This is a genomic window from Arthrobacter sp. P4_H3 (assembly GCF_056400885.1).
The window spans coordinates 72,654-92,467 of sequence record NZ_JBFUKK010000004.1 but is presented as its reverse complement, the minus strand read 5'-3'; the positions used below and the strand labels follow the sequence as shown (position 1 = coordinate 92,467).

General features: G+C 68.1%; 16 protein-coding genes. 8 read left to right on the top strand and 8 right to left on the bottom strand.

Annotated features, from left to right (window positions below):
* Positions 1-6: 6 nt before the first annotated feature.
* The 5 genes from AC1DRE_RS07100 to AC1DRE_RS07080 form a co-directional block, all read right to left on the bottom strand.
* On the bottom strand, positions 7-882 hold the full coding sequence (locus AC1DRE_RS07100) for an ABC transporter permease (RefSeq protein WP_476983967.1): 876 nt from the start codon (positions 880-882) through the stop codon (positions 7-9).
* Between the two features lie 49 nt (positions 883-931).
* The gene (locus AC1DRE_RS07095) at positions 932-1,969 is read right to left on the bottom strand and encodes an ABC transporter ATP-binding protein (RefSeq protein WP_476983966.1); all 1,038 of its coding nucleotides are present in this window, start codon (positions 1,967-1,969) and stop codon (positions 932-934) included.
* Complete coding sequence (locus AC1DRE_RS07090) at positions 1,966-3,183, bottom strand: LolA family protein (protein WP_476983965.1); 1,218 nt, start codon at positions 3,181-3,183, stop codon at positions 1,966-1,968. The genes AC1DRE_RS07095 and AC1DRE_RS07090 overlap by 4 nt, the downstream gene beginning before the upstream one ends.
* A gap of 128 nt (positions 3,184-3,311) precedes the next feature.
* Positions 3,312-6,035, bottom strand: coding sequence for a PEP/pyruvate-binding domain-containing protein (locus tag AC1DRE_RS07085; protein WP_476983964.1), 2,724 nt, complete (start codon positions 6,033-6,035; stop codon positions 3,312-3,314).
* A gap of 48 nt (positions 6,036-6,083) precedes the next feature.
* A complete protein-coding gene (locus AC1DRE_RS07080; RefSeq protein WP_476983963.1) occupies positions 6,084-7,115 on the bottom strand; it encodes a universal stress protein in 1,032 nt (343 codons plus the stop codon).
* Positions 7,116-7,574: 459 nt separating this feature from the next.
* Here AC1DRE_RS07080 and AC1DRE_RS07075 point away from each other — a divergent pair, with 459 nt between their 5' ends.
* Complete coding sequence (locus AC1DRE_RS07075) at positions 7,575-8,207, top strand: FAD-dependent monooxygenase (RefSeq protein ID WP_476984151.1); 633 nt, start codon at positions 7,575-7,577, stop codon at positions 8,205-8,207.
* Positions 8,208-8,232: 25 nt separating this feature from the next.
* On the opposite strand, the gene AC1DRE_RS07070 is transcribed toward AC1DRE_RS07075, so the two are convergent.
* Positions 8,233-8,862 (bottom strand): copper resistance CopC family protein, encoded by a 630-nt coding sequence (locus AC1DRE_RS07070; RefSeq protein WP_476983962.1) that lies wholly within the window; start codon positions 8,860-8,862, stop codon positions 8,233-8,235.
* A 112-nt stretch (positions 8,863-8,974) separates the two neighbouring features.
* Between AC1DRE_RS07070 and AC1DRE_RS07065 the strand changes: the two genes are divergently transcribed.
* Together AC1DRE_RS07065 and hutG are read left to right on the top strand one after the other, a co-directional pair.
* Positions 8,975-10,420 (top strand): NCS2 family permease, encoded by a 1,446-nt coding sequence (locus AC1DRE_RS07065; protein WP_476983961.1) that lies wholly within the window; start codon positions 8,975-8,977, stop codon positions 10,418-10,420.
* Positions 10,421-10,517: 97 nt separating this feature from the next.
* On the top strand, positions 10,518-11,489 hold the full coding sequence (gene hutG, locus AC1DRE_RS07060) for a formimidoylglutamase (protein WP_476983960.1): 972 nt from the start codon (positions 10,518-10,520) through the stop codon (positions 11,487-11,489).
* A 9-nt stretch (positions 11,490-11,498) separates the two neighbouring features.
* Here hutG and AC1DRE_RS07055 read toward each other — a convergent pair whose 3' ends face one another.
* Together AC1DRE_RS07055 and AC1DRE_RS07050 are read right to left on the bottom strand one after the other, a co-directional pair.
* Positions 11,499-13,451: a D-apionate lactonase family protein gene (locus AC1DRE_RS07055; RefSeq protein ID WP_476983959.1), complete on the bottom strand. Its 1,953-nt coding sequence runs from the start codon at positions 13,449-13,451 to the stop codon at positions 11,499-11,501.
* A gap of 110 nt (positions 13,452-13,561) precedes the next feature.
* Positions 13,562-14,305 (bottom strand): FadR/GntR family transcriptional regulator, encoded by a 744-nt coding sequence (locus AC1DRE_RS07050; protein WP_476983958.1) that lies wholly within the window; start codon positions 14,303-14,305, stop codon positions 13,562-13,564.
* Positions 14,306-14,521: 216 nt separating this feature from the next.
* Here AC1DRE_RS07050 and AC1DRE_RS07045 point away from each other — a divergent pair, with 216 nt between their 5' ends.
* The 5 genes from AC1DRE_RS07045 to AC1DRE_RS07025 all read left to right on the top strand — a co-directional run bounded on the left by AC1DRE_RS07045 (position 14,522) and on the right by AC1DRE_RS07025 (position 19,814).
* Positions 14,522-15,886: an MFS transporter gene (locus AC1DRE_RS07045; RefSeq protein WP_476983957.1), complete on the top strand. Its 1,365-nt coding sequence runs from the start codon at positions 14,522-14,524 to the stop codon at positions 15,884-15,886.
* A 101-nt stretch (positions 15,887-15,987) separates the two neighbouring features.
* Positions 15,988-17,733: a dihydroxyacetone kinase family protein gene (locus AC1DRE_RS07040; protein ID WP_476983956.1), complete on the top strand. Its 1,746-nt coding sequence runs from the start codon at positions 15,988-15,990 to the stop codon at positions 17,731-17,733.
* Entirely contained in the window at positions 17,730-18,200 is a 471-nt protein-coding gene (locus tag AC1DRE_RS07035) for a ribose-5-phosphate isomerase (protein WP_476983955.1), read from the top strand. The genes AC1DRE_RS07040 and AC1DRE_RS07035 overlap by 4 nt, the downstream gene beginning before the upstream one ends.
* A complete protein-coding gene (locus AC1DRE_RS07030) occupies positions 18,184-19,002 on the top strand; it encodes a triose-phosphate isomerase family protein (protein WP_476983954.1) in 819 nt (272 codons plus the stop codon). The genes AC1DRE_RS07035 and AC1DRE_RS07030 overlap by 17 nt, the downstream gene beginning before the upstream one ends.
* On the top strand, positions 18,999-19,814 hold the full coding sequence (locus AC1DRE_RS07025; protein WP_476983953.1) for a sugar phosphate isomerase/epimerase family protein: 816 nt from the start codon (positions 18,999-19,001) through the stop codon (positions 19,812-19,814). Before AC1DRE_RS07030 ends, AC1DRE_RS07025 begins: the two co-directional genes overlap by 4 nt.

The following is a 19,814-nucleotide window of genomic DNA, read 5'->3' as shown; positions in this document are numbered from 1 at the left end:
CGGCAGCTAGGACAGAATGTCCTTCGTGACGAACCGGCCGTAGGCGAGCGCCCCGAAGACTGCAATGTATCCGGCCTGCAGCAGCGCATTGTTGCCGAAGGAATCCCAGGCAATCGGCTGGCGCAGCAGGTCGGCAAACCCGAACCAATAGTGGGTGAACAGCCAAGGGTGCAGCCACTCCAGCTGGGGCAGTTCACCCAGCACCTGGGACACCACCGAGGCCACGATGGTGGCGGCCATGGCACCCACCGGCACATCCGTCAGCGTGGACAGGAACAGCCCGACGGCGGAGAGCCCCAGCAGTGACACCGTCAGGTATGCGGCCACGAGCAGCAGGCGCACCACCGCTTCCTCCGGGCTGACCACGTCGCCGGACAGCAGTGTCACCGGACCCACCGGAAACAGCGCTGAGCCAATGCCGGCTCCCGCCAGTGCCACCACCAGCGGGGCAACAATGCAGAATGCGGCAGCCCCGGCGTATTTGACCAGCAGGAGCCGCACCCGTCCGGCCGGAGCCACGAGCAGATACCGCAATGTCCCCAAGCCAGCCTCGCCGGCAATCGTGTCGCCAGCCACCACCCCCACGGTGAGCGGCAGGAAAAGCGGCACGCAGACCAGCATCGCCGTCACGCCCACAAACAGCCCGTTCTGGGTGATCCTGTCCAGGAAGGCGGGTCCCCGGCCCGGCGGTACGGCCGAGGAGGCCCGGACGGCGATTGCCATCAGCACCGGCACGGCGGCGAGCGCAAGCATCATGGCCCAGGTCCGGCGTCGGCGAAACAGGACGGTCAGTTCGGAGGCCAACAGCGGCCACCCGGAGGGTGGCCTTCCCGACGGCGGTTCGGCCGTGCGTACGTCGACGGCACCGTCCGTACTGCTCATGTCCCCACTGCGCACTTCCCCAAAGGGCACTTCTTTGTCAGGCACGTCTCTATTGGGCAATGTCGAACCCCTCCCCCGTCAGCGCCACAAAGCGGTCCTCCAGGCTGCCCTGCTCCACAGCGAAGCCGCGGACCCGCACCCCGGCCGCCACCAGGGCGGCCACTATGGCCTCCGGTTCCACATCGCCGCCCGGGGGCGCGGCAGCGTCAGTACGCCCGACAGGACCGGCCTTCCGGCCGGGGCCTGCCTGCCCGCCCGTCTCCCCAACGGAGGCGGAATACACCAGCGCTCCGTTGCTCCGGCCGCCCACGGGAGTCATGCCCAACCGGGCGAAGACATCCTCGGCAAGGCCGGCGTCGGGCGTTACCAGGCGGATCCTCGCCTTGCCCGCGTCGCGCAATTCCGGGAGCGTTCCCTGCGCCACCAGCCGTCCGGCGCTCATCACGGCCGCGTGGGTGCAGATCTGCTCCACTTCGGCAAGCAGGTGGCTTGAGACGAAAACCGTGGCGCCGTCCGCCGCAAGTGACCGCACCAGGGAGCGGACCTCGCGCGTTCCCTGCGGGTCCAGCCCGTTGGTTGGCTCGTCGAGCACCAGCAGTTCCCGGGGTGAGAGGAGCGCGTTGGCGATGCCCAGGCGCTGTTTCATGCCCAAGGAGTACGCGCGGACCTTCTTCCCAGCGGCGTGTGTCAGGCCCACGCGTTCCAGCGCAGCCTCCACCCGGGCACGCCGTGTGGAAGCTTCCGCATGGGGGTCCGCGGCATCGAGGCGCCGCAGGTTGGCCGCCCCCGAGAGGAACGGGTAGAACGCCGGGCCCTCCACCAGGGCGCCCACCCTGGGGAGGACCTCGCGGAACCTGTCCGGCATCTCCAGCCCCAGCACGCTGACGGAGCCGTCGGTGGCGCCGGCGAGGCCCAGCAGCATGCGGATGGTGGTGGTTTTTCCGGAGCCGTTGGGCCCCAGGAAACCAAAGACAGACCCCGTCGGAACGGACAGATCAACTCCGTCCACGGCCAACTGATGGCCGAACCTCTTGCTGAGACCGTGCGTCTCTATGGCGAGTTCTCCGCCTCGGCCCGCGGCTGTCACCTCGCGGCAGCAGCGGTTAGCAGGCGCTCCGCAGGAACAGACCCGGCGAAGACTCGGCCGTCATCGGTGAACAGCACATTCACGACGGCGGTGCTGAAGAGCCGTCCGCCAGGCACTGCAACGGCCGCCTGCTGAAGCAGCGGATCATCGGACACCATCGCACCGGCCTCCGCGGACGCCGGGCTGGCGGGGAATTCAACTACCGTCTCCCAGCCGGTACCGGTCACTGTCGGTCGCGGCAGCCCGCCATTGGGATTTTGGTAGTCCGGGCGTACCGCATCGGGCGGAATTGTGCCAGGATCCACGGCGCCGCCCGGATCAACGGCATCAGGGACTACGCCGCTTTCCGTTCCGTGCATGGGCCCGGGCCCTTTCCCCGGATGTCCTGTCCCGTGGGCCGGGACTTGAATTTCCTTGACGGTGGCGCCCGGAGGCGGGTTGAAGGCGAACAGGGAAGCGTCCGGCGCCTCGAGCGTCAGGCTGGTGAACGCCAGCTTGAAGGCCGGCTCCGCCTGGCCGCGGGCCTTCAGTTCGACGCTGAGCGGCAGGCCGCTCTGGCCATCAACCGCAATGGAAACCGAACCGATCAGGGTACCTTCTGTCCGGGGTGTGATCACCAGGTTGTAGGCAGCCCGGCCTGCAACGTTGACCTCCGGAAGCACGGCAACTTCAGTGGTGGGATCGGCGGCGGCAAGCAGTCGCTGCGCCAGTTCCTCCGGCGTCGGCATTACACCGTGCACTCCGGCGTCCGGATGCTTGTACTGGCCGAAATCCCTGGAGTGGCCGGCGTCGGCGGGAAGCGTCAGGTGCGTGGCGGTGTTGTCCTTGGAGCTGTAGAGCCATACCTGGTCACCGCTCCGCACCGCATTGCGTTCAGCGAGGCGGTCCAGCACCTGGACTCGTACGTTGCTGGGTCCGTCCAGGAAGACCCGTGCTGTGTGCGGGCCGCTCAACAGCTCCAGGACGGAGGCGGCGCCGCTCCCGGACGACGGGCCTGCCTGGGGCAGCTCGGGAAGGCCGATCTGGGAGGTCTGTTCGAGGGTCCCGGAGAGGGACGGAGCAGTGTGCTGTGCCACCAGGGCCAAGACCTCGGCCGGGGATTTGGCGGGCAGCGGGTCCCCCGCGTTTGCAGGCAGGGAGCCAGCCAGCGCAGCGGCGGCAATTACGGCAGGCACGGCAACGGCGGGCATCCACCGCAGCCACTTTCTGGTCATGACAACTCCGCTCCGAGATCGCAGCCTATTGATTCCAGAGTACGCCTCGGGCCCGCCTGCTACACCCCTTGGAAGAGCTTCCGGGCTGCCTGTTTGGCCGGCGGTTCGGCTGGCGCGTCAGTCCGCGGTCAGCCCGCCGCCGGCGCGACTGTGCCGGCCCCGCCGTCGAGCGTGATGACCTGGCCGGTGCTGATGGCGGAGGTGGCGTCCGGGACGCCCACGACAGCGGGAATGCCGTACTCCCGGGCGACTACTGCGCCGTGGGAGTTGGGGCCGCCCATTTCCATCACCAGACCCCCGGCGGTGAGGAACAGTGGCGTCCAGCCCGGATCCGTTGACGGGGCCACCAGGATTTCGCCCGGTTCCAGCCGGGCTCCGTGCGGGTCCAGGATGACGCGTGCCTTGGCGGTGACGGTTCCGGCCGAGGCCGGCGTGCCGGACAGGACTCCGGCCGCGGCTCCCGTTCCGCCGCGGGCCTGTACCGATTCCGGTTCTGTCCCGTCGGACAGCAGCACCCGCGGGATGCGGCGGCGGCCCAACTCGGCATCGTAGGCCTCCCGGCGCTCCGCCACCAGTGCCCGCATGGATGCCCCGGCCAGACCCCGGTGCGCTTCGGCGAAGTCGAGGAAGAAGATGTCGCCGGCTTCGGCGATGCGGCCGGCGGCGGCGAGCTCCGCTCCTACCGCCGAGAGCTGCTGCCGTACCGAGCCCAGGCCTTCGACGAGGCGGTATTTCGGCAGTTCGCGCAGCCCGGCAAACAGCCTCGTCCGTTTCAGGGCGCCCCGGACCAGGCGGGCGCGGAGCCTGCCCGCCGGGCCGCCGCGGCTCCCTGCGGCAGCTGCGAGCCGCTCGATCCGCGCCTCCGCTTCGCGGGCGGCATTGGCGAACTGCCGGTCCGGCGCCAGCGCGGGATCGTCGAGCTTGAGGTAATTCGCGAGGACGCCGAGGATGTGCCCGGGATCGTCGGACCAGCGGGGCATGCCGAGATCGATTTCCGCGACGGCGCGGTGCCCGTACCGTCCGAGGAATCCCGCCAGCCCGGACTGCACGACGGCGGGCAACTCACCTGCGCGGTACCGCCGGGCCAGTTCCGGCGGTGACGCCTCAAAGGCTGCGGCGGCCCCGGCGTGGGCACGGATGTCCGTGGCGAGCTGCCAAAGGGCAAGGTCCATCTCCGTGGTTACGTTGTTGGGCAACCCGCGCAACACGGGCTGCAGGGCACCGGGCACCGCGCCCTGGCCTGACAGCCTCCCTGCGAGGTCCAGCAGCGCAAACCCCAATGCCGGCAGCGGGAGCACGGCCGGGATAATCGGGAAGAGCTCCTCACCGAGGATGCGTTCAGCGTGGTTCAGCCGTTCCGCCGCCGTGGCATTGGCCGGGACCACGAGGGCAGCCCTGAGCCGCTCGCCGAGACCATCCACGCGCCGGAGTGCCGCTTCCGGGCGGAACAGTGCACGGAGCAGCGTCTCCGGAATCCGCATCCTGGCTGCCACCGGGCCAACGTGCCGGACCAGCCGCCACGGGGTCCTGAGCGTGACGGAGAACCGGGGATCGGCGAAGAGTCCGCGCAGGACGGCGGCGGACCGGGCTTCCATGACGTCGAAGACCCTGGGCACGATCGCTCGGCCCACGCTGCTGCGGACAACAGGAGTGAGGTCGAAAAAGAGGCGCTGCCCTGCCTGCCTGAACGGGGCCGGCCCGTTGCGCGGCACCGGCACGTCAAAGCCTGCTGCGCGTGCAACGGAGGACGCAATCAGTTTGAGGCCGGCCATCCCCATCGGCGTGAGCGGCCTGGTCAGGCCCTGGGCAAGGCTGAAGCAGAGGTACACGCGGGTACCCTCCCGCTCCGGCAGGTCAAGACGGGGATCGGGAAGAGGGTACAGCGTGGTGATAGGCCGGGATTGCGTCAGCCAGAGCTTGTCCGCGCCGTCGATGGCCCATTCGATGTCCTGCGGGGAACTGTAGTGCCGCTCCACGCGGCTGCCCAGCGCGGCAAGCGACCGCACCTGGACATCAGTCAGGGAAGGGGCGGAATCCGGCGCCAGCGTGACCCGCTCGGTGCCGCCTCCCGGCACCGGCCGGATAGCGATCCCCTTGTCCCCGGGCCGCCGTTCCAGGATCTCCTTGGAGTCCGCGTCCACGACAAAGTGGTCAGGGTTCACGGCTCCGGAAACCACCGCCTCGCCCAGCCCCGGGCTGGCGTCGATCACGGCTTCATGGCGCCTGCCTGTCACCGGGTTCGCGGTGAACAGGACCCCGGCAACGGCGGCATCCACCATTTCCTGGACCACCACCGCGAGCGCCACGGTGGAGGGGCTGATCCCGTGAGTGGCCCGGTAGGTCACCGCACGGTCGGTCCACAGCGAGGCCCAGCACTGCCGCACCGCCGCCAGCACGGCATCGGCGCCCACGACGTTGAGGTATGTGTCCTGCTGCCCGGCGAAGCTCGCGAAAGGAAGGTCCTCGGCTGTCGCCGAAGACCTTACGGCCACGGGGACGTCGGTCCCCAGTGCCGCATAGGATTCCCGGACGGCCCCGGCAATCTCCGGCGGAATCTCCACGCCAAGGATGAGTTCCCGCGCCCGGGCCGCCAGCCCGGCCAAGGCTTCAAGGTCACTCGTTCCGGTGGCGGCCAGCGCGCTGTGCACCCCTTCGAGTCCCGCGGGACCCACTGCGTTCCGGTACGCATCCGTGGTCAGGCAGAATCCGGGCGGAACGGGCAGCCCCGCACCGATGGTTTCGCCGAGGTTGGCGGCCTTGCCACCCACCCGCGCCAGCATTCCGGCATTGGTCAGCTCCAGGCCCAGCACCAGGCCATCCGCCGACGCATCAGGGGTGTTGACCTGGTTCACTGCTGGCCTCCTGGTGTGTGCGCTGGGCGGACGGGCTGGGATGTCCGGCTAGGCCGCTCCGAGCATGGGCCCGAAGCTGGCCCGGTCCGCAAGCCGCGGATCGTCCCTGTCCGGAACCACCAGCACAGGTCCCTTGGCATGGTGAAGGATGCCGTCCGACGTCGACCCCAGCAGCATTCCGGTGAAGCCGCCGCGGCCGCGGGTGCCCACAACCACCAGCTCCACATGCCTGCTTTCGTCAACAAGCACATCTACGGGCGAGCCGTCCACGAGCTGGGTCTCTACGGTCAACTTGGGATAGTGGCTCTTCAGCCAGGCCACTCCGGCATCGAGCTGCACGCGGATGTCCGCGAACAATGCTTCCCTGTCCATGGGCGCCGGAACCCATGCCAGCGAACCGCTGTACTGCGGCACGGCGCAGACCACGCGAAGCGGGGCGCCCAGCCGTTCGGCCTGGTCCGCGGCCTCCAGCACGGCCACGCGGGCCTGCTCGGAGCCGTCAACGCCGACAACTACTACGTGCTCGACCGGCTGGTGGCCGGACTTGGCCTGCTCGGCCTTGATGTGCTTGTCGTCCGTGGTTTCGCCCAGGCGGTCGGCGCAGATCAGCGGCACAGTGACAGTGGGGCACTTTGCATGTGCCGGTAGGGCGCTGCTGACCGAGCCCAGGAGCCTGCCCACGAAGCCGCCCCGGCCGCGGGTGCCGAACACCAGCAGTTCAGCGGTTTCGGACATTTCCAGCAGCACACCGGAGGCGTCGCCGTTCTCCACGGAGGCGTCAACCTCGATGTCATAGGGGGCCACTTTGTCCATGGCCTGCTTGAGGATGGCCTCGGCGCCCTCACGGATCACCGAGTCGTCCACAGTGGCATAGCCGCCGTCCAGGCCGGACGCCGCGAAGATCGGCACGGAGTAGGCGGTCACGATATGGAGCGGGCGGCGGCGGCGTTCGGCTTCCCGGGCGGCCCACACGAGTGCGCACTGGCTATGGTCGGAACCGTCCACGCCCACAACAATCCCCTCGGGGGCGGCAGAACCGCCGTCGTCATCCCTTGACGGGTGCACCTGATCTCGGCCCATGGGGTCCGCCTCCTCGCGATACTGCCTGATGTTGCCGCTATTCTGCCAGAAGTGTCTGCCCGCGGCGTGAACCGGGAGCCAAGTACTGCTAATGGCTGAAAATCAGCTCTCTCTGATAACTATTCTCGGTTGCGGAACTGTAAGCAAGCGGCCTCAAAACGCCGCTCGGAGAGGCCCCGGACCCCCAAGCTGGCTCCCACTTTTTACAGCGCGGAAACATAGAGATCCCACCTCCGATGACGAAAATTACAGGTGTGAGATTGTTGGGGTAGCCAATGTCCGGCAAGGGCTATCCAGAGGTCGAAAAGTTCTGTAGTGTCGAGGCGTTGCGAATCTGAGATATGTGTTTCAGAACACACCATCCAGCTTCATGCGCGGCGGCCGGACTTTGGGGGTTACGGAAAGTGCAGGAGGGATCTGCACAGTGAACCATTCGAGGAGGAAGCAGCAGTGTCGAGCATGCCAATTTATGGCGGAACCGAGCAGACCACCACGGTGATTATCGGCTCAGGGCTGCCGGGCCTGGCAATTGCCAGCGAGCTCCGGCGGCGCGGCGTGGATTCCATCACCGTGGATGCGCTCGAAACCCTGGGCGGAATCCAGTCCGCCAAAACCACGTCCCTGCCCCGGTGCGACGCACCGAATTCAGCCACCATGCAGGAGCGAAACGAAATCCTCCGGCACCTGCGGAACTACGCCAGCAGCCACAACCTGGATATCCGCAATAACACCCGGGCCGTGCAATTGAACCTGCTGGGCACCGGGCTCTCCGAACCGTCCACGCACCAGTGGGCTGTCCACACACCTGACGGCGTCCTGCTGGCCCACCACATCGTCCTGACCCGCGGTGCACACAGTCAGCTGCGCCGCATGCTTGCCGACCTCGGGCTGGCCCTGGGGCAGAACCTGGCGGCCGCCATGCGCGCCATCGGCATCTACCTCGTCGGGGTTGGGGAACTCATCACACCCACGCCCAAGGAAGTGCTCCGCCAGGCAAAGGTTGTTGGGCAGGCGATTTCCGCCAAGGTTTATCCGGACAGTGTCCCGTCGGTGCTTACGGGAAGCTTCGCCGCACTGCAGGCGCGGGCCTAGCCCGGACGTCCTGTCCGGGCCGGACCTACTGCTCCTCGCCGGCCGCGCCGGCGTCGCCGTCCGGGGTCTTGAGGTTGCGTTTTGCCAGCACGGCCAGCGCCACGAGGATACCCAGGGCCGTTCCGGCAAAGAGCACCAGGCTCCATGGGAACGGCTCGGCAGCGTCCGGCGCAGGCTCCGGCGCCGTTGTGGTGCCGGGCTGGGCGGTGCCCGCCGTAGGAGCCGGCGCAGGTGTGGTCGAGCTGCCCGGACCCGCAGTCCCGGAGCCCGGGGCCCCTGCGGTGGCGGTAAACGTGAAGGTGCCCTCGATCGGGTGCGAATCGGAACTGACCACTCGCCACACCACGGTGTACTCCCCTGCGGGAGCACCGGCCCGGAGCTTCTGCGAGGCCACGTTGTCCACGATCTCCACGGGGCCCTCTGCCCAGCTGGTGCCTGCCGCATCCTTCACCTGGATCTGCGATCCGAGGGCCAGGGGGTCGTTGTTGAACGTGACCGACACCTTCTCCGGAGGTGTGGCCACGGTGGCTCCCTGGGCCGGGCTGCTGGATTCGGCGGCGTCGTGGGCTGAAGCCGGCGCCGCTGCAGACAGCACGGCGGCCGCGAAAAACAGTGCCCCGAGAAGGGCGCTCAGCAAGTGGCGGATGGGACGCATGGGGGGCTACTCCTGTGTGTTGGCTTCCTTACAGACTAGGCGAAATCACGGGGTTGCAACCCGCCCACCTACTAGGATTCAAGTAATCCCCACCACTCTCCCCGGAGGACTAATGCTTAAACAGGGCTCTGCACTGGACCGGTACTTCAAGATTTCCGAACGGGGGTCAAACTACTCCCGCGAGATCCGCGGAGGCTTTGCCACCTTCTTCGCCATGAGCTACATCGTGGTGCTGAATCCCCTGATCCTTTCCGGACCCGACTCCAGCGGCGCAACCCTGGGCTTCCCTGCCGTCGCAGCCGTCACCGCCTTCGTGGCAGGCGTCCTGACCATCCTCATGGGCGCCTGGGCAAAGCACCCGTTCGCCATGGCCACCGGGCTGGGCGTCAACGCTTTCGTGGCCGTGACCGTGGCCACCAATCCGGGCCTGACCTGGCCGGACATGATGGGCCTCGTGGTGCTCTCCGGCGTGACCATGCTGATCCTGGTCCTCACCGGGTTCCGCACCGCGGTCTTCAAAGCCGTTCCGGACGGGCTTAAGACGGCCATTGTCGTGGGCATCGGCCTGTTCATCGCCCTGATCGGGCTGGTCAACGCCGGTTTTGTCCGCCGTATCCCCGATGCCGCCGGCACCACGGTACCGGTGGGCCTTGGCTTCGATGGGAAGCTCCTGGGCTGGCCCACCCTCGTGTTCGTGTTCGGCCTGATCCTGACCATCGCCCTGGTGGTCCGCAAGGTCAGGGGCGCCATCCTGATCGGCATCGTGGCCTCCACCGTGCTCGCCGTGATCCTGGAATTCACCCTGCACATCGGCCCGAGCTTCTCCCCGGGCAAGCCGTTCAACCCGCAGGGCTGGTCCCTGGTGGCCCCGACCTTCACCGAGTGGGCCGCGCCCGACCTGTCGCTGATCGGCAAGGCCAACCCCATCGGGGCCTTCGAGCACCTGGGCTTCGTAGCGGCAACACTGCTGGCATTCGTGATCCTGCTGAGCATCTTCTTCGACGCCATGGGCACCATGGTGGGCCTGGCCAACGAGGCCGGAACCGTGGACAAGGACGGCAACATCCCCGACGTGGACCGCGTGCTGCAGATCGACGCGCTCGGCGCAATCGTGGGTGGAGGCGCCTCCGTCTCCTCCAACCAGATCTATGTGGAATCCGGGGCCGGCATCGGCGAAGGCGCACGGACGGGCCTGGCGTCGATCGTCACCGGCCTGCTGTTCCTCGTGGCCATGTTCTTCACCCCGCTGATCAACCTGGTGCCGTTCGAGGCCGTGGCCCCGGCGCTGGTGGTGGTTGGCTTCCTGATGGTCTCCCAGGTGGGCAAGATCGACTGGCAGGACTGGGGCATCGGGATTCCCGCGTTCCTCACCTTCAGCCTGATGCCGTTCACCTACTCGATCGCCAACGGCCTGGGCGCCGGCTTCATCGCCTACGTCCTGATCCGCACCTTCCAGGGCCGCGCGCGCGACGTCCACCCGCTCATGTGGGCCGTGGCGGCCGCGTTCCTGCTCTTCTTCGCCGTCGGCCCCCTCGAGCAGGCACTGGGCATCCACTAGCGTCCCAGCAGGCGGCTTTTGGGGCATGTCCGGGATTTGGGACAGGCAGACGGCGGCGGGGCTGGTTTTGGGGGCACTGCTGCGGTGAGCTTGGAGTATGCCTCACACAGCTCTAACAGTCGACGTCCCGCCGCTCACGTGGAAGGGCCGTTTCGACGGCGACGGCGCCGAGCACCGCCGCTGGTGGCAGGCCGTCACGCCGTATCGCCACGAGCCCGCCGCTCCCCTGCCCGGCCACGCAGGACCCGGCAGCCGACCCGCCGTCATTCTCGGCTTCAGCAGCGACGCGGGGGTGTTGCGCAACAAGGGCCGGGTGGGCGCCGCAGCGGCCCCCCGCGCCATCCGGGCCGCCCTCGGTCCGCTCGCCTTCCACCTCCCGCGCGAGGTGTTCGACGCCGGTGATGTGGCCGTCAAGGACAACGCGCTGGAGGCCGGCCAGGCGCGCGCCGGGCTGGCAGTTTCTGAAATGCTCGACGCCGGCAACCTCACCGTGGTGCTGGGCGGCGGCCACGAGACCGCGTTCGCCAGCTACCTTGGTGTGGCCGGTTCCGAAGCCGTCCGCGGCGGGAAGCGGCTGGGCGTGCTGAACCTGGACGCGCACTTCGACCTCCGCGACGCGCCGGAGCCGTCCTCCGGCACACCCTTCCTGCAGATGGCACGGGCGGAGGAGGCCGCCGAACGCAGACTGAACTACGCCGTCGTCGGAATTTCAGAGCCCAACAACACCCGCGCCCTGTTCAGGACCGCCGAACGGCTGGGCGTGAAGTACCTGCTGGATGAGGAGTCCTCCGCGGAGGCCACCCGGAAGTTCGTGGCCGACTTCCTGGATAGCGTGGATGTCCTCTACCTGACCATCGACCTCGATGTGCTGCCCGCCGCCGTGGCCCCGGGAGTCAGTGCCCCGGCCGCGTTCGGGGTGCCCCTGGCCGTGATCAGCGCAGTGTGCCGGCAGGTGGCTGCCAGCGGGAAACTGCTGCACCTGGACATCGCCGAGCTGAACCCGGAATTCGACATCGACCAGCGCACGGCCAAAGTGGCCGCGCGGCTGGTCAACACGCTGCTGGGCTAGAGGCCGGGGTCAGTCCCCGAAGGTGACGACGGCGGTGGACCACGGTCCCAGCGTTACAGCCAGAACTCCGTCGTCCGGTGATGAGGCCTCCGCGGGATCCGCAACCGCGGTGGCGCCGGCCGCGGCCCCGATCACCGTCACCTGTGGTTTCGCATTGGCGCCGCCCGGCAGGGATAGGACCGCTGTGGCTTCGCGCGGGCCCAGATTGCCTAGGAACACCTGCAGGCCGGCGGCTGACTGCACCGGGTAGACCGTCAGCAGGGTCTTCCCGGCGGCCCGTTGAACCGGCTGCCGGGTGGCCGCCAGCACAGGTTCCCCCTTGCACGCGGCCAGCTTTTGCAGTAGCTCCCCCACGGGATTGAGGGTGCCGTCTGCTGCAGCGATGCCCCGCGGAGATCCGGCCTCGAAGTACGTCGCGGAGGCCACGCCCTCGAGGGTGAGGGCCTGGAGGCTGGCCAGGGTCCACGCTGCGGTGAAGCTGTGGTCCTGGAGCTCATCGCCGTCGGCGTGCTGCTCAAGGGCGTGGAACCGGGGCTTGAGGGTAATGGGCCCCACATGGACAGGGCGCCCTTCCCCGAGCCTTACGGCATTGGCCGCGGCGACCCCGTGGATGGGTACGGTCTCCACGATGTGGGCAATCTCCGTGCTGTGGACCTGCGGCGTGAGGCTGAAGGCGAGGGCATCGGCGTCCTGCGGGACGGGGCTGCCGCCGGCAATCCACCGGTTAAGTTCGGTGAAATGCGAGCGGGTGCCGGCCAGGAGTTGCCCGGTGAATCCTGCGAGCTGCAGCGGCTGCTTCAGCGCGGCAAACGCCGCCGGATCCGTGCACTGCGTTTCGGGGTGGAACAGTCCCAAGCGGACAATCCGCGACAGCTGCCCGCCGAGGGCTCCGCTGAGGGCTTCCGCCACGCCGTCCGCGGACGCGGAAACGACCCGTACATCCAGCGCCGCACCGTGGCGGTCGGCCTCCCGGGCTGCGGCGGCAAGCTTGGCCGGCCAGAGCTCCCGGGGTTCGTACAGTTCCACCAGGACGGCGTCGAGGCCTGGAAGCTGCGCTCCCTCCCCCGCATTTGCAGTCGCCGTTCCGGCCGGGTCCGCTCCGGCCGGGTCCACGGAGAGCGCCAGCGCCGGGACGGTGCCCGCCGGCTCGCCAACCGTGAAAGCCACGCGGTCGTAGCCGCCGGGGGCGGGGTTGTCCGGCGTCTCGATGCTGAGGGCCTCAATGCTGACCGACTGGGTCACGGTGTCACCCGCGGCCACGTCCACCGGGATGGGCAGTGCGGACGGGGTGCTGTAGGTCTTGAAGGACCCGTCGCTCCAGTTCCGCTGGTCCTCGGTTTCGAAGATATCCCCGGAAAAGCCAAGGTCGAAGGCGGTCCCCGCGTCCGCCCACTCCAGCGAGGAGATGTCCGTGAAAACCAGGTCCGGCCTGATGTCCGTGGGGAAGGCCCCGGCGGTTACGTTGCCGTCCGGCGACACCACGCTGACGTCCCGTCCGGCTTCGCTGGTGGGATGGAGGACCACCAGGCCGATCCGGTTCCGCCGGAACGCCGTCTTCGCCCGGCCCGAGAACGATACCTCCACCGTGGCAGGAGTGATCCGGAGCATCAGCATGGCTTCGAAGGCGGGGGCAGCGGCATCCGCCGAGCCGGGTGCCGCATAGTCGACGTGGAGACGGAGGCTGACGCCGTCGTCGTCCTTCAGTTCGGCAAGGTCCCGTACCGACGGCGCAAAAGTACGCCATTCGTGGTCCCGCACCACCGCTTTGATGGCACGAAGCACGGGCCTGCCGCCGTAGCTGATGTTCGCCAGTTCGTCCCCCACCAGCTCCGCCGTCCAGACGCCCACGGCGAGCTTGCGGACCTGCGGATCAAGGCGCCGTTCGAGCGCGGGGCGCTGGTCGGATCCCGACTGGGCGGACAGTGTTGCGGAGTGCAGTGTTGCGGAGTGCTCGGTAGTCACGGAGGGCTGCTCTCTGGTGGCTGGTGACTGCACCCAGCTGACCCAGGGCGGTCCTGTCGCCTTGACGATATCGGATGGGGCGCGGCGGCTCAATGGCCGTCCGCCAGTGGTTACTGCGCGGCGTCGTAGCCGGCCAGCAGGCGGCGCGAGGCTGTGGTCATATGGGAGGCCATGGCTTCCGTGACTGCTTCGGCATCGTGTGATTCGAGCGCCTCGAAAATGGCCCGGTGCTCTGCGAGCGCGGCGGCAGCGTGCCCTTCATCCGTCAGGGCACGGTCAACCCAGATCCGCAGCAGCGAGCGGATGCTCTGCAGAAGTTCCTGCAGCACCTGGTTTCCGGAGCTGATGGCGATTTCCTTGTGGAAGGCGGCGTCAGCTTCCACGAATGCTGCCAGGTGGTCCAGGTTCTTTTCCATGGCATCGAGGTTGGCGCGCATGCGCCCCAGTGCGTCGTCCGTGATCCTGGCCGCAGCAAGCTGCCCGGCCTGGACCTCCAGGCCGCTCCGCAGCTCAACCAGCTCACGCGTCCTCGGCTCACCCAGCATGAGTCCCCAGCTAAGGGTCCGCGGCAGGAGTTCGGAGACGCCGTCGCGCAGATACGTCCCTGACCCCGGGCGGACGATCACGATGCCCAGGATTTCCAGGGCGGCCAGCGCTTCGCGGACCGCCGAGCGGCCCACCCCGAGCGAAGCTGCCAGCTGGCGTTCGGCAGGAAGGCGGGTTCCGGCGGCGATGTCACCGCTGGTGAAGTAGGCCATCAGCCTCTCGGCCACCTCGGAGACGACAGAACCCTGCCCCATGGAACCGAGCGCGGCACTGATTTTGGCCGTCGAGGCGGCGGAGTTTGCTGACACAGTCTCAGCGTAGCAACCGGACGCTCCCCTGAATGGCATCCGCACACGCGGGAAATAAATCAGTCAACCGGTTGACCAATTTACCGTTTCGCCCTTATGGTGGAAGTCACAGGCCTAGCCCCCCACCTTGATACGCACACCGGGCGCTATGCCTCGAAACCAGCCCCACGCCTCCAGCGCAGGATGCGGCCGGGACACCAACATCTAGGAGTCAACGTGGACACCACACAATCGGTGGTCGAAAAATCTGCAATCAGGAAAGTGGCAATCCGGCTGGTGCCGTTCGTTGCCCTGATGTTCTTCATCAACTACCTGGACCGGACAGCCATTTCGTTCGCCGGCCCCAACGGCATGAACACCGATTTGGCCCTCTCGGCAGCCCAGTTCGGCTTCGCGTCCGGCGTCTTCTTCATCGGCTACATCCTGCTCGAGATCCCCAGCAACCTGGCACTGCACAAGTTTGGTGCCCGCCGCTGGCTGGCCCGGATCATGGTCAGCTGGGGCATCGTGTCCCTGCTGTTCACCTGGGTGGGCAGCGTGGAGCACCTCTACATCCTGCGCTTTATCCTGGGTGTGGCCGAGGCCGGCTTCTTCCCCGGCGCCATCCTCTTCCTCAGCCTCTGGGTTCCGTCCCGGCACCGCAGCAAGATCCTCGCCCTGTTCTACTTGGCGCAGCCGCTGACCACCGTGATCGGCGCCCCGCTGGCCGGCCTCCTCATCCAGCAGCACGGCCTCTTCGGCCTCTCCGGCTGGCGCGTTATGTTCCTCGGCGTGGCGCTTCCGGCCATCATCGTCGGCATCATCGCCTGGTTCTACCTCGCTGACTCCCCCGCGAAAGCCAAGTGGCTGACCGCCGAGGAAAAGACCTGGCTGACCGGCGCCCTGGAGACGGAAAAGAAGGCGACCACCGCCAGCAACAAGCACGTCAGCGTCCGCACCGTCTTCGGCAACGGCAGGGTCTGGATGCTCTCGGCCATCTACTTCGGCTTCATCTACGGCCTGTACGCACTCGGATTCTTCCTGCCGACCATCATCGCCGGGTTCGAAGGCATCTACGGCACCAAGTTCGACGTGCTCCAGAAGGGCCTCATCACTGCCATCCCGTACCTGCCGGCGGCCTTCGCCCTGTACTTCTGGTCCAAGGACGCCACCAAGCGCGGCGTCAAGACCTGGCACATCGCCCTTCCGGCCCTCATCGGCGGCCTGAGCATCCCGCTGGCACTGTTCGCCGGTTCGCCGGCCGCCACGATCGCCGTCATCACCATCACGGCCATGTCCATCTTCGCCGCACTGCCCAACTTCTGGACGGTACCTACCCAGTTCCTCACCGGCGCAGCAGCCGCTGCCGGCATCGCCCTGATCAACACCGTGGGCAACCTGGCCGGCTTCAGCGCCGGCTACGTCACCGGCTGGCTCAAGGACCTGACCGGCGGGTACACGGTGCCGATGTTCGTCGTCGGCGGCTTTATGCTCCTGTCCTCCATCCTCATGGTGGCGCTGAGCCGCTCCGGCAAGGTCAGCGAAGGCATCCAGGCTGAAGCGTTGGACCCCGCGGGGGCCGGACACCACGCCGAGCCGTAACAGACCCGGAGGCGTCCCCTTTGCCCGGGGACGCCTCCGCACCAACCCAACAACCCGGTGGGCGAGCCACCGGAGCGAGCCATAACTCCAGGAGCTTTCCCATGACCCGCCTGTTCAATGAACCCTCAGCCTTCGCTGACGAGATGATCGAAGGCTTTGTTGCCTCCCACGGCCGCTGGGTGAAACGCGTCTCCGGCGGCGTCGTCCGCAACACCAGGAGCACCCCGGACACGGTGGCCCTGGTGATCGGCGGGGGCTCCGGCCACTACCCGGCGTTCGCCGGCCTGGTGGGACAGGGCCTGGCGCACGGCGCCGCGATGGGCAACCTTTTCGCGTCCCCCTCCGCGCAGCAGGTCTACAACGTGGCGAAAGCGGCCAACAACGGCGCCGGTGTGCTGCTGGGCTACGGCAACTACGCCGGCGATGTCCTGCACTTCAACCAGGCCCAGGACCGCCTCCGCAAGGAAGGCATCGACTGCCGCAGCATCGCCGTCACCGACGACGTCTCCTCCGCCCCGCTGGCCGAGCGCGCCAAACGCCGCGGCATCGCCGGGGACCTGACCGTCTTCAAGGTGGCCGCCGCGGCCGCCGAAACCGGCCACTCCATGGACCGGATCATGGCCATCGCCGAGCGCGCCAACGACCGTACCCGTTCCTTCGGCGTGGCCTTCACCGGCTGCACCCTGCCGGGCGCCGACCACCCCCTGTTCTCCGTCCCCGCGGGCCGGATGGCCGTGGGCATGGGCATCCACGGCGAACCCGGCATCGGCGAGACGGACATCCCGACGGCGGACGAACTCGCCGAACTCCTCGTTTCCAAGCTCCTCACCGAAGTCCCCGAGGGCCTGGAGACCAAGGGCGCGCGCGTTGTCCCCATCCTCAACGGCCTGGGCAGCGTCAAGTACGAAGAGCTGTTCGTCGTCTACCGCCGCGTCGCCCAGCTCCTGGCCGGGGCCGGCCTGGAAGCCGTGGACCCGCAGGTGGGCGAACTCGTGACCAGCTTCGACATGGCCGGCACCTCCCTCACCCTCTTCTGGCTCGACGACGAACTCGAGACCCTCTGGAACGCACCTGCCGACGCCCCGGCCTTCCGCCGCGGCGCCGTGAGCGCGGCAGCGCTGGAGGCGTCCGACGGCGGCGAGCCTGCCGACGTCGAACTTTCCATTCCTGACGCAACGGAAGAGTCCCGCGCCGGCGCCGTCCGGGTCCTCGCCGCGCTGGGCGCCGCGAAGGCCGTGGTGGACGCCAACGCCGACGAGCTCGGCCGGATCGATGCCATCGCCGGCGACGGCGACCATGGCATCGGCATGGAACGCGGCGTCCGCGCCGCCGTCGAGGCAGCCGGCGACGCCGTCGCCCGCGGTGCCGGGGCCGCCACCACCCTGCACTTCGCCGCAGATGCCTGGGCCGACAGGGCCGGCGGCACCTCCGGCGCCCTCTGGGGCATGGCCCTGCGGGCCGTCGGTGACGCCGTGGGCGACACCGAAGCGCCCGACGCCGGGGCTGTCGCCGCCGGAGTGGCCGGCGCCGCGGCCGCGATCATGGACTTCGGCAAGGCCAAGCCCGGGGACAAGACCCTGGTGGACGTCCTGGTCCCGTTCCGCGACGCCCTGGCTGCCGGCGTCGGGGCGGGCAGGTCCCTCACCGACGCGTGGGGCGCCGCCGCCACCGTTGCGCAGCAGGCCGCCGAAGACACCGCCGCACTGCTGCCCCTGATGGGCCGCGCCCGCCCGCACGCGGAGAAGAGCCTCGGCACCCCGGACGCCGGAGCGGTGTCCATGGCCCTGATCGTCCGGGCCATTCACAACACCCTCACCGAACAGACAGCTATTAAGGAGAAAGCATGAGCGCCAAACTGCGCCTGGTCATCGGAGCCGACGACGCCGGATTCGAATACAAGGAAGCCCTGAAGGCTGACCTGGAGGCATCCGACCTGGTCGAATCCGTGACCGACGTCGGGGTGGATGCCACCAGCCACACCCCCTACCCGTCAGTGGCCATCGCCGCCGCCGAACTGATTGCCGCCGGCAAGGCCGACCGCGCCCTGCTGGTGTGCGGCACCGGGCTTGGCGTGGCCATCGCCGCGAACAAGGTCCCCGGCGTCCGCGCGGTCACCGCGCATGACAGTTTCTCGGTGGAACGCTCCGTGCTGAGCAACAACGCCCAGGTCCTCACCTTCGGCCAGCGCGTCGTCGGACTGGAACTGGCCCGCCGGCTCGCCCGCGAATGGCTCACCTACACCTTTGACGAGACCTCCGCATCGGCCGACAAGGTCACCCTGATTAAGGACTATGAAGGTGTCACTTCCTGCTAAGCACTCCGGCCCTCAGCGCGCCAGTTCAGTGATCGGCGTCAGCCTGAAGATGTACTTCGGCTACGAACGCACGCTCGAATACTGCCGCGAAGTTGCCACCATTGCGTTCGCGCACCCGGCAGTCCAGAGCGGCGACATCGAACTGTTCGTGCTGCCCACTCTGCCGGTACTTCCCGAAGCGGCCCGCATCCTCGGAACCGCAGGGGCAGCCGCCGGCGCCCAGGACATCTTCTGGGAAGACGAAGGGCCCTACACCGGCGAGGTCGGCGGCAAGACCGTTGCCGAACTCGGCGGCAAGTACGCAGAAGTGGGCCATGCCGAACGCCGCCGGATCTTCGGCGAGGACGACAGGATCATCGGGCTGAAGACCGCTGCGGCGTACCGCAACGGCCTGACCCCCGTCCTGTGCGTGGGCGAACTCGTGCAGGGCTCCGTGGAGGAGGCCGTCACCCTCTGCAGCAACGAGATCGACGCGGCCCTGGTTCGGGCCCAGTCCCTCGGACCCGCAGGCCGGACCATCGTGGCCTACGAGCCGCAGTGGGCCATCGGCGCACCCGAACCGGCCACCCCGCAGTACATCAGTGCCGTCATCGCCGGGCTGGATTCGCACCTGCGCTCCCTGCCCGGGCAGGCCGGGAGCCGGGTCATCTACGGCGGCAGCGCCGGTCCCGGCCTGATCAGCCAGCTCGACATGTCCGTCGCCGGGCTGTTCCTGGGCCGCTTCGCCCACGATCCGAAGGCGCTCAAGGCCATCCTGGACGAGGCCGCCGCACGGCTTGCCGCGAACAAGGTGGCCGCATGAGCCCCGTTGGCGAGGGTTCACGAATAGGCCTGAGCAGCTACGCGTTCTTCTGGCAGCTCTCGGACCAGGTCTCCGAGCCGCTCAGTATCCACCAGGCACTGGAGCGGACCGCGGCCCTGGGCGTGGAACTCTTCCAGATCTGCGACTACGCCCCGCTGGAATCCATGACCGAGACGGAACTCGAAGCCGTGCGGGCCACCGCGGACCGCCTGGGCGTCGCACTGGAACTGGGCACCAAGGGCATCCGCCCGGACCACCTGCGCAGGTTCCTGCACATCGCCGGGATCCTCGGTTCTCCCCTGCTGCGGACCATGTTCAACGTCCCGGGCCACACCCCGACGGCGGACGAGGCGGCAGCAATCCTCGCCGACGTCCTGCCGGAATTCCAGGCGGCCGGGGTGAAGATCGCGGTGGAAACCTACGAACAGGTCCCCACCTCACGGATCCTGGACGTCATCCGCCGCGTGGACAGCCCCTACCTGGGCATCTGCAGCGACCCGGCCAACACGGTCGCGGCGCTGGAGATGCCGCGTGAGGTGATTGACGCCGTCGCGCCTTACGTCCTCAACATGCACATCAAAGACTTTGCGTTCAGCCGCAAGGAGGGCTGGGTCGGGTTCACTTACTCCGGCGCGCCCCTCGGCGAAGGCCTTCTCGACTATGACTACATGGCCGGGAAGTTTCAGCCCAAAGAAAGAAACATCAACCAGATCGTCGAACACTGGCTGCCGTGGCAGGACTCCGAGGCGGAAACCATCCGCCTCGAAAACCAGTGGACCCAGCAAAGCATCGATTTCCTAAGGAGCAAGTGA

Bases quoted from the DNA above. Each gene is read 5' to 3' on its own strand.
- AC1DRE_RS07090 (WP_476983965.1), bottom strand. From the start codon at position 3,183: ATGACCAGAAAGTGGCTGCGGTGGATGCCCGCCGTTGCCGTGCCTGCC.
- AC1DRE_RS07070 (WP_476983962.1), bottom strand. From the start codon at position 8,862: ATGCGTCCCATCCGCCACTTGCTGAGCGCCCTTCTCGGGGCACTGTTT.
- AC1DRE_RS07100 (WP_476983967.1), bottom strand. From the start codon at position 882: ATGAGCAGTACGGACGGTGCCGTCGACGTACGCACGGCCGAACCGCCG.
- AC1DRE_RS07065 (WP_476983961.1), top strand. From the start codon at position 8,975: ATGCTTAAACAGGGCTCTGCACTGGACCGGTACTTCAAGATTTCCGAA.
- AC1DRE_RS07025 (WP_476983953.1), top strand. From the start codon at position 18,999: ATGAGCCCCGTTGGCGAGGGTTCACGAATAGGCCTGAGCAGCTACGCG.
- AC1DRE_RS07035 (WP_476983955.1), top strand. From the start codon at position 17,730: ATGAGCGCCAAACTGCGCCTGGTCATCGGAGCCGACGACGCCGGATTC.
- AC1DRE_RS07075 (WP_476984151.1), top strand. From the start codon at position 7,575: ATGCCAATTTATGGCGGAACCGAGCAGACCACCACGGTGATTATCGGC.
- AC1DRE_RS07040 (WP_476983956.1), top strand. From the start codon at position 15,988: ATGACCCGCCTGTTCAATGAACCCTCAGCCTTCGCTGACGAGATGATC.
- AC1DRE_RS07080 (WP_476983963.1), bottom strand. From the start codon at position 7,115: ATGGGCCGAGATCAGGTGCACCCGTCAAGGGATGACGACGGCGGTTCT.
- hutG (WP_476983960.1), top strand. From the start codon at position 10,518: ATGCCTCACACAGCTCTAACAGTCGACGTCCCGCCGCTCACGTGGAAG.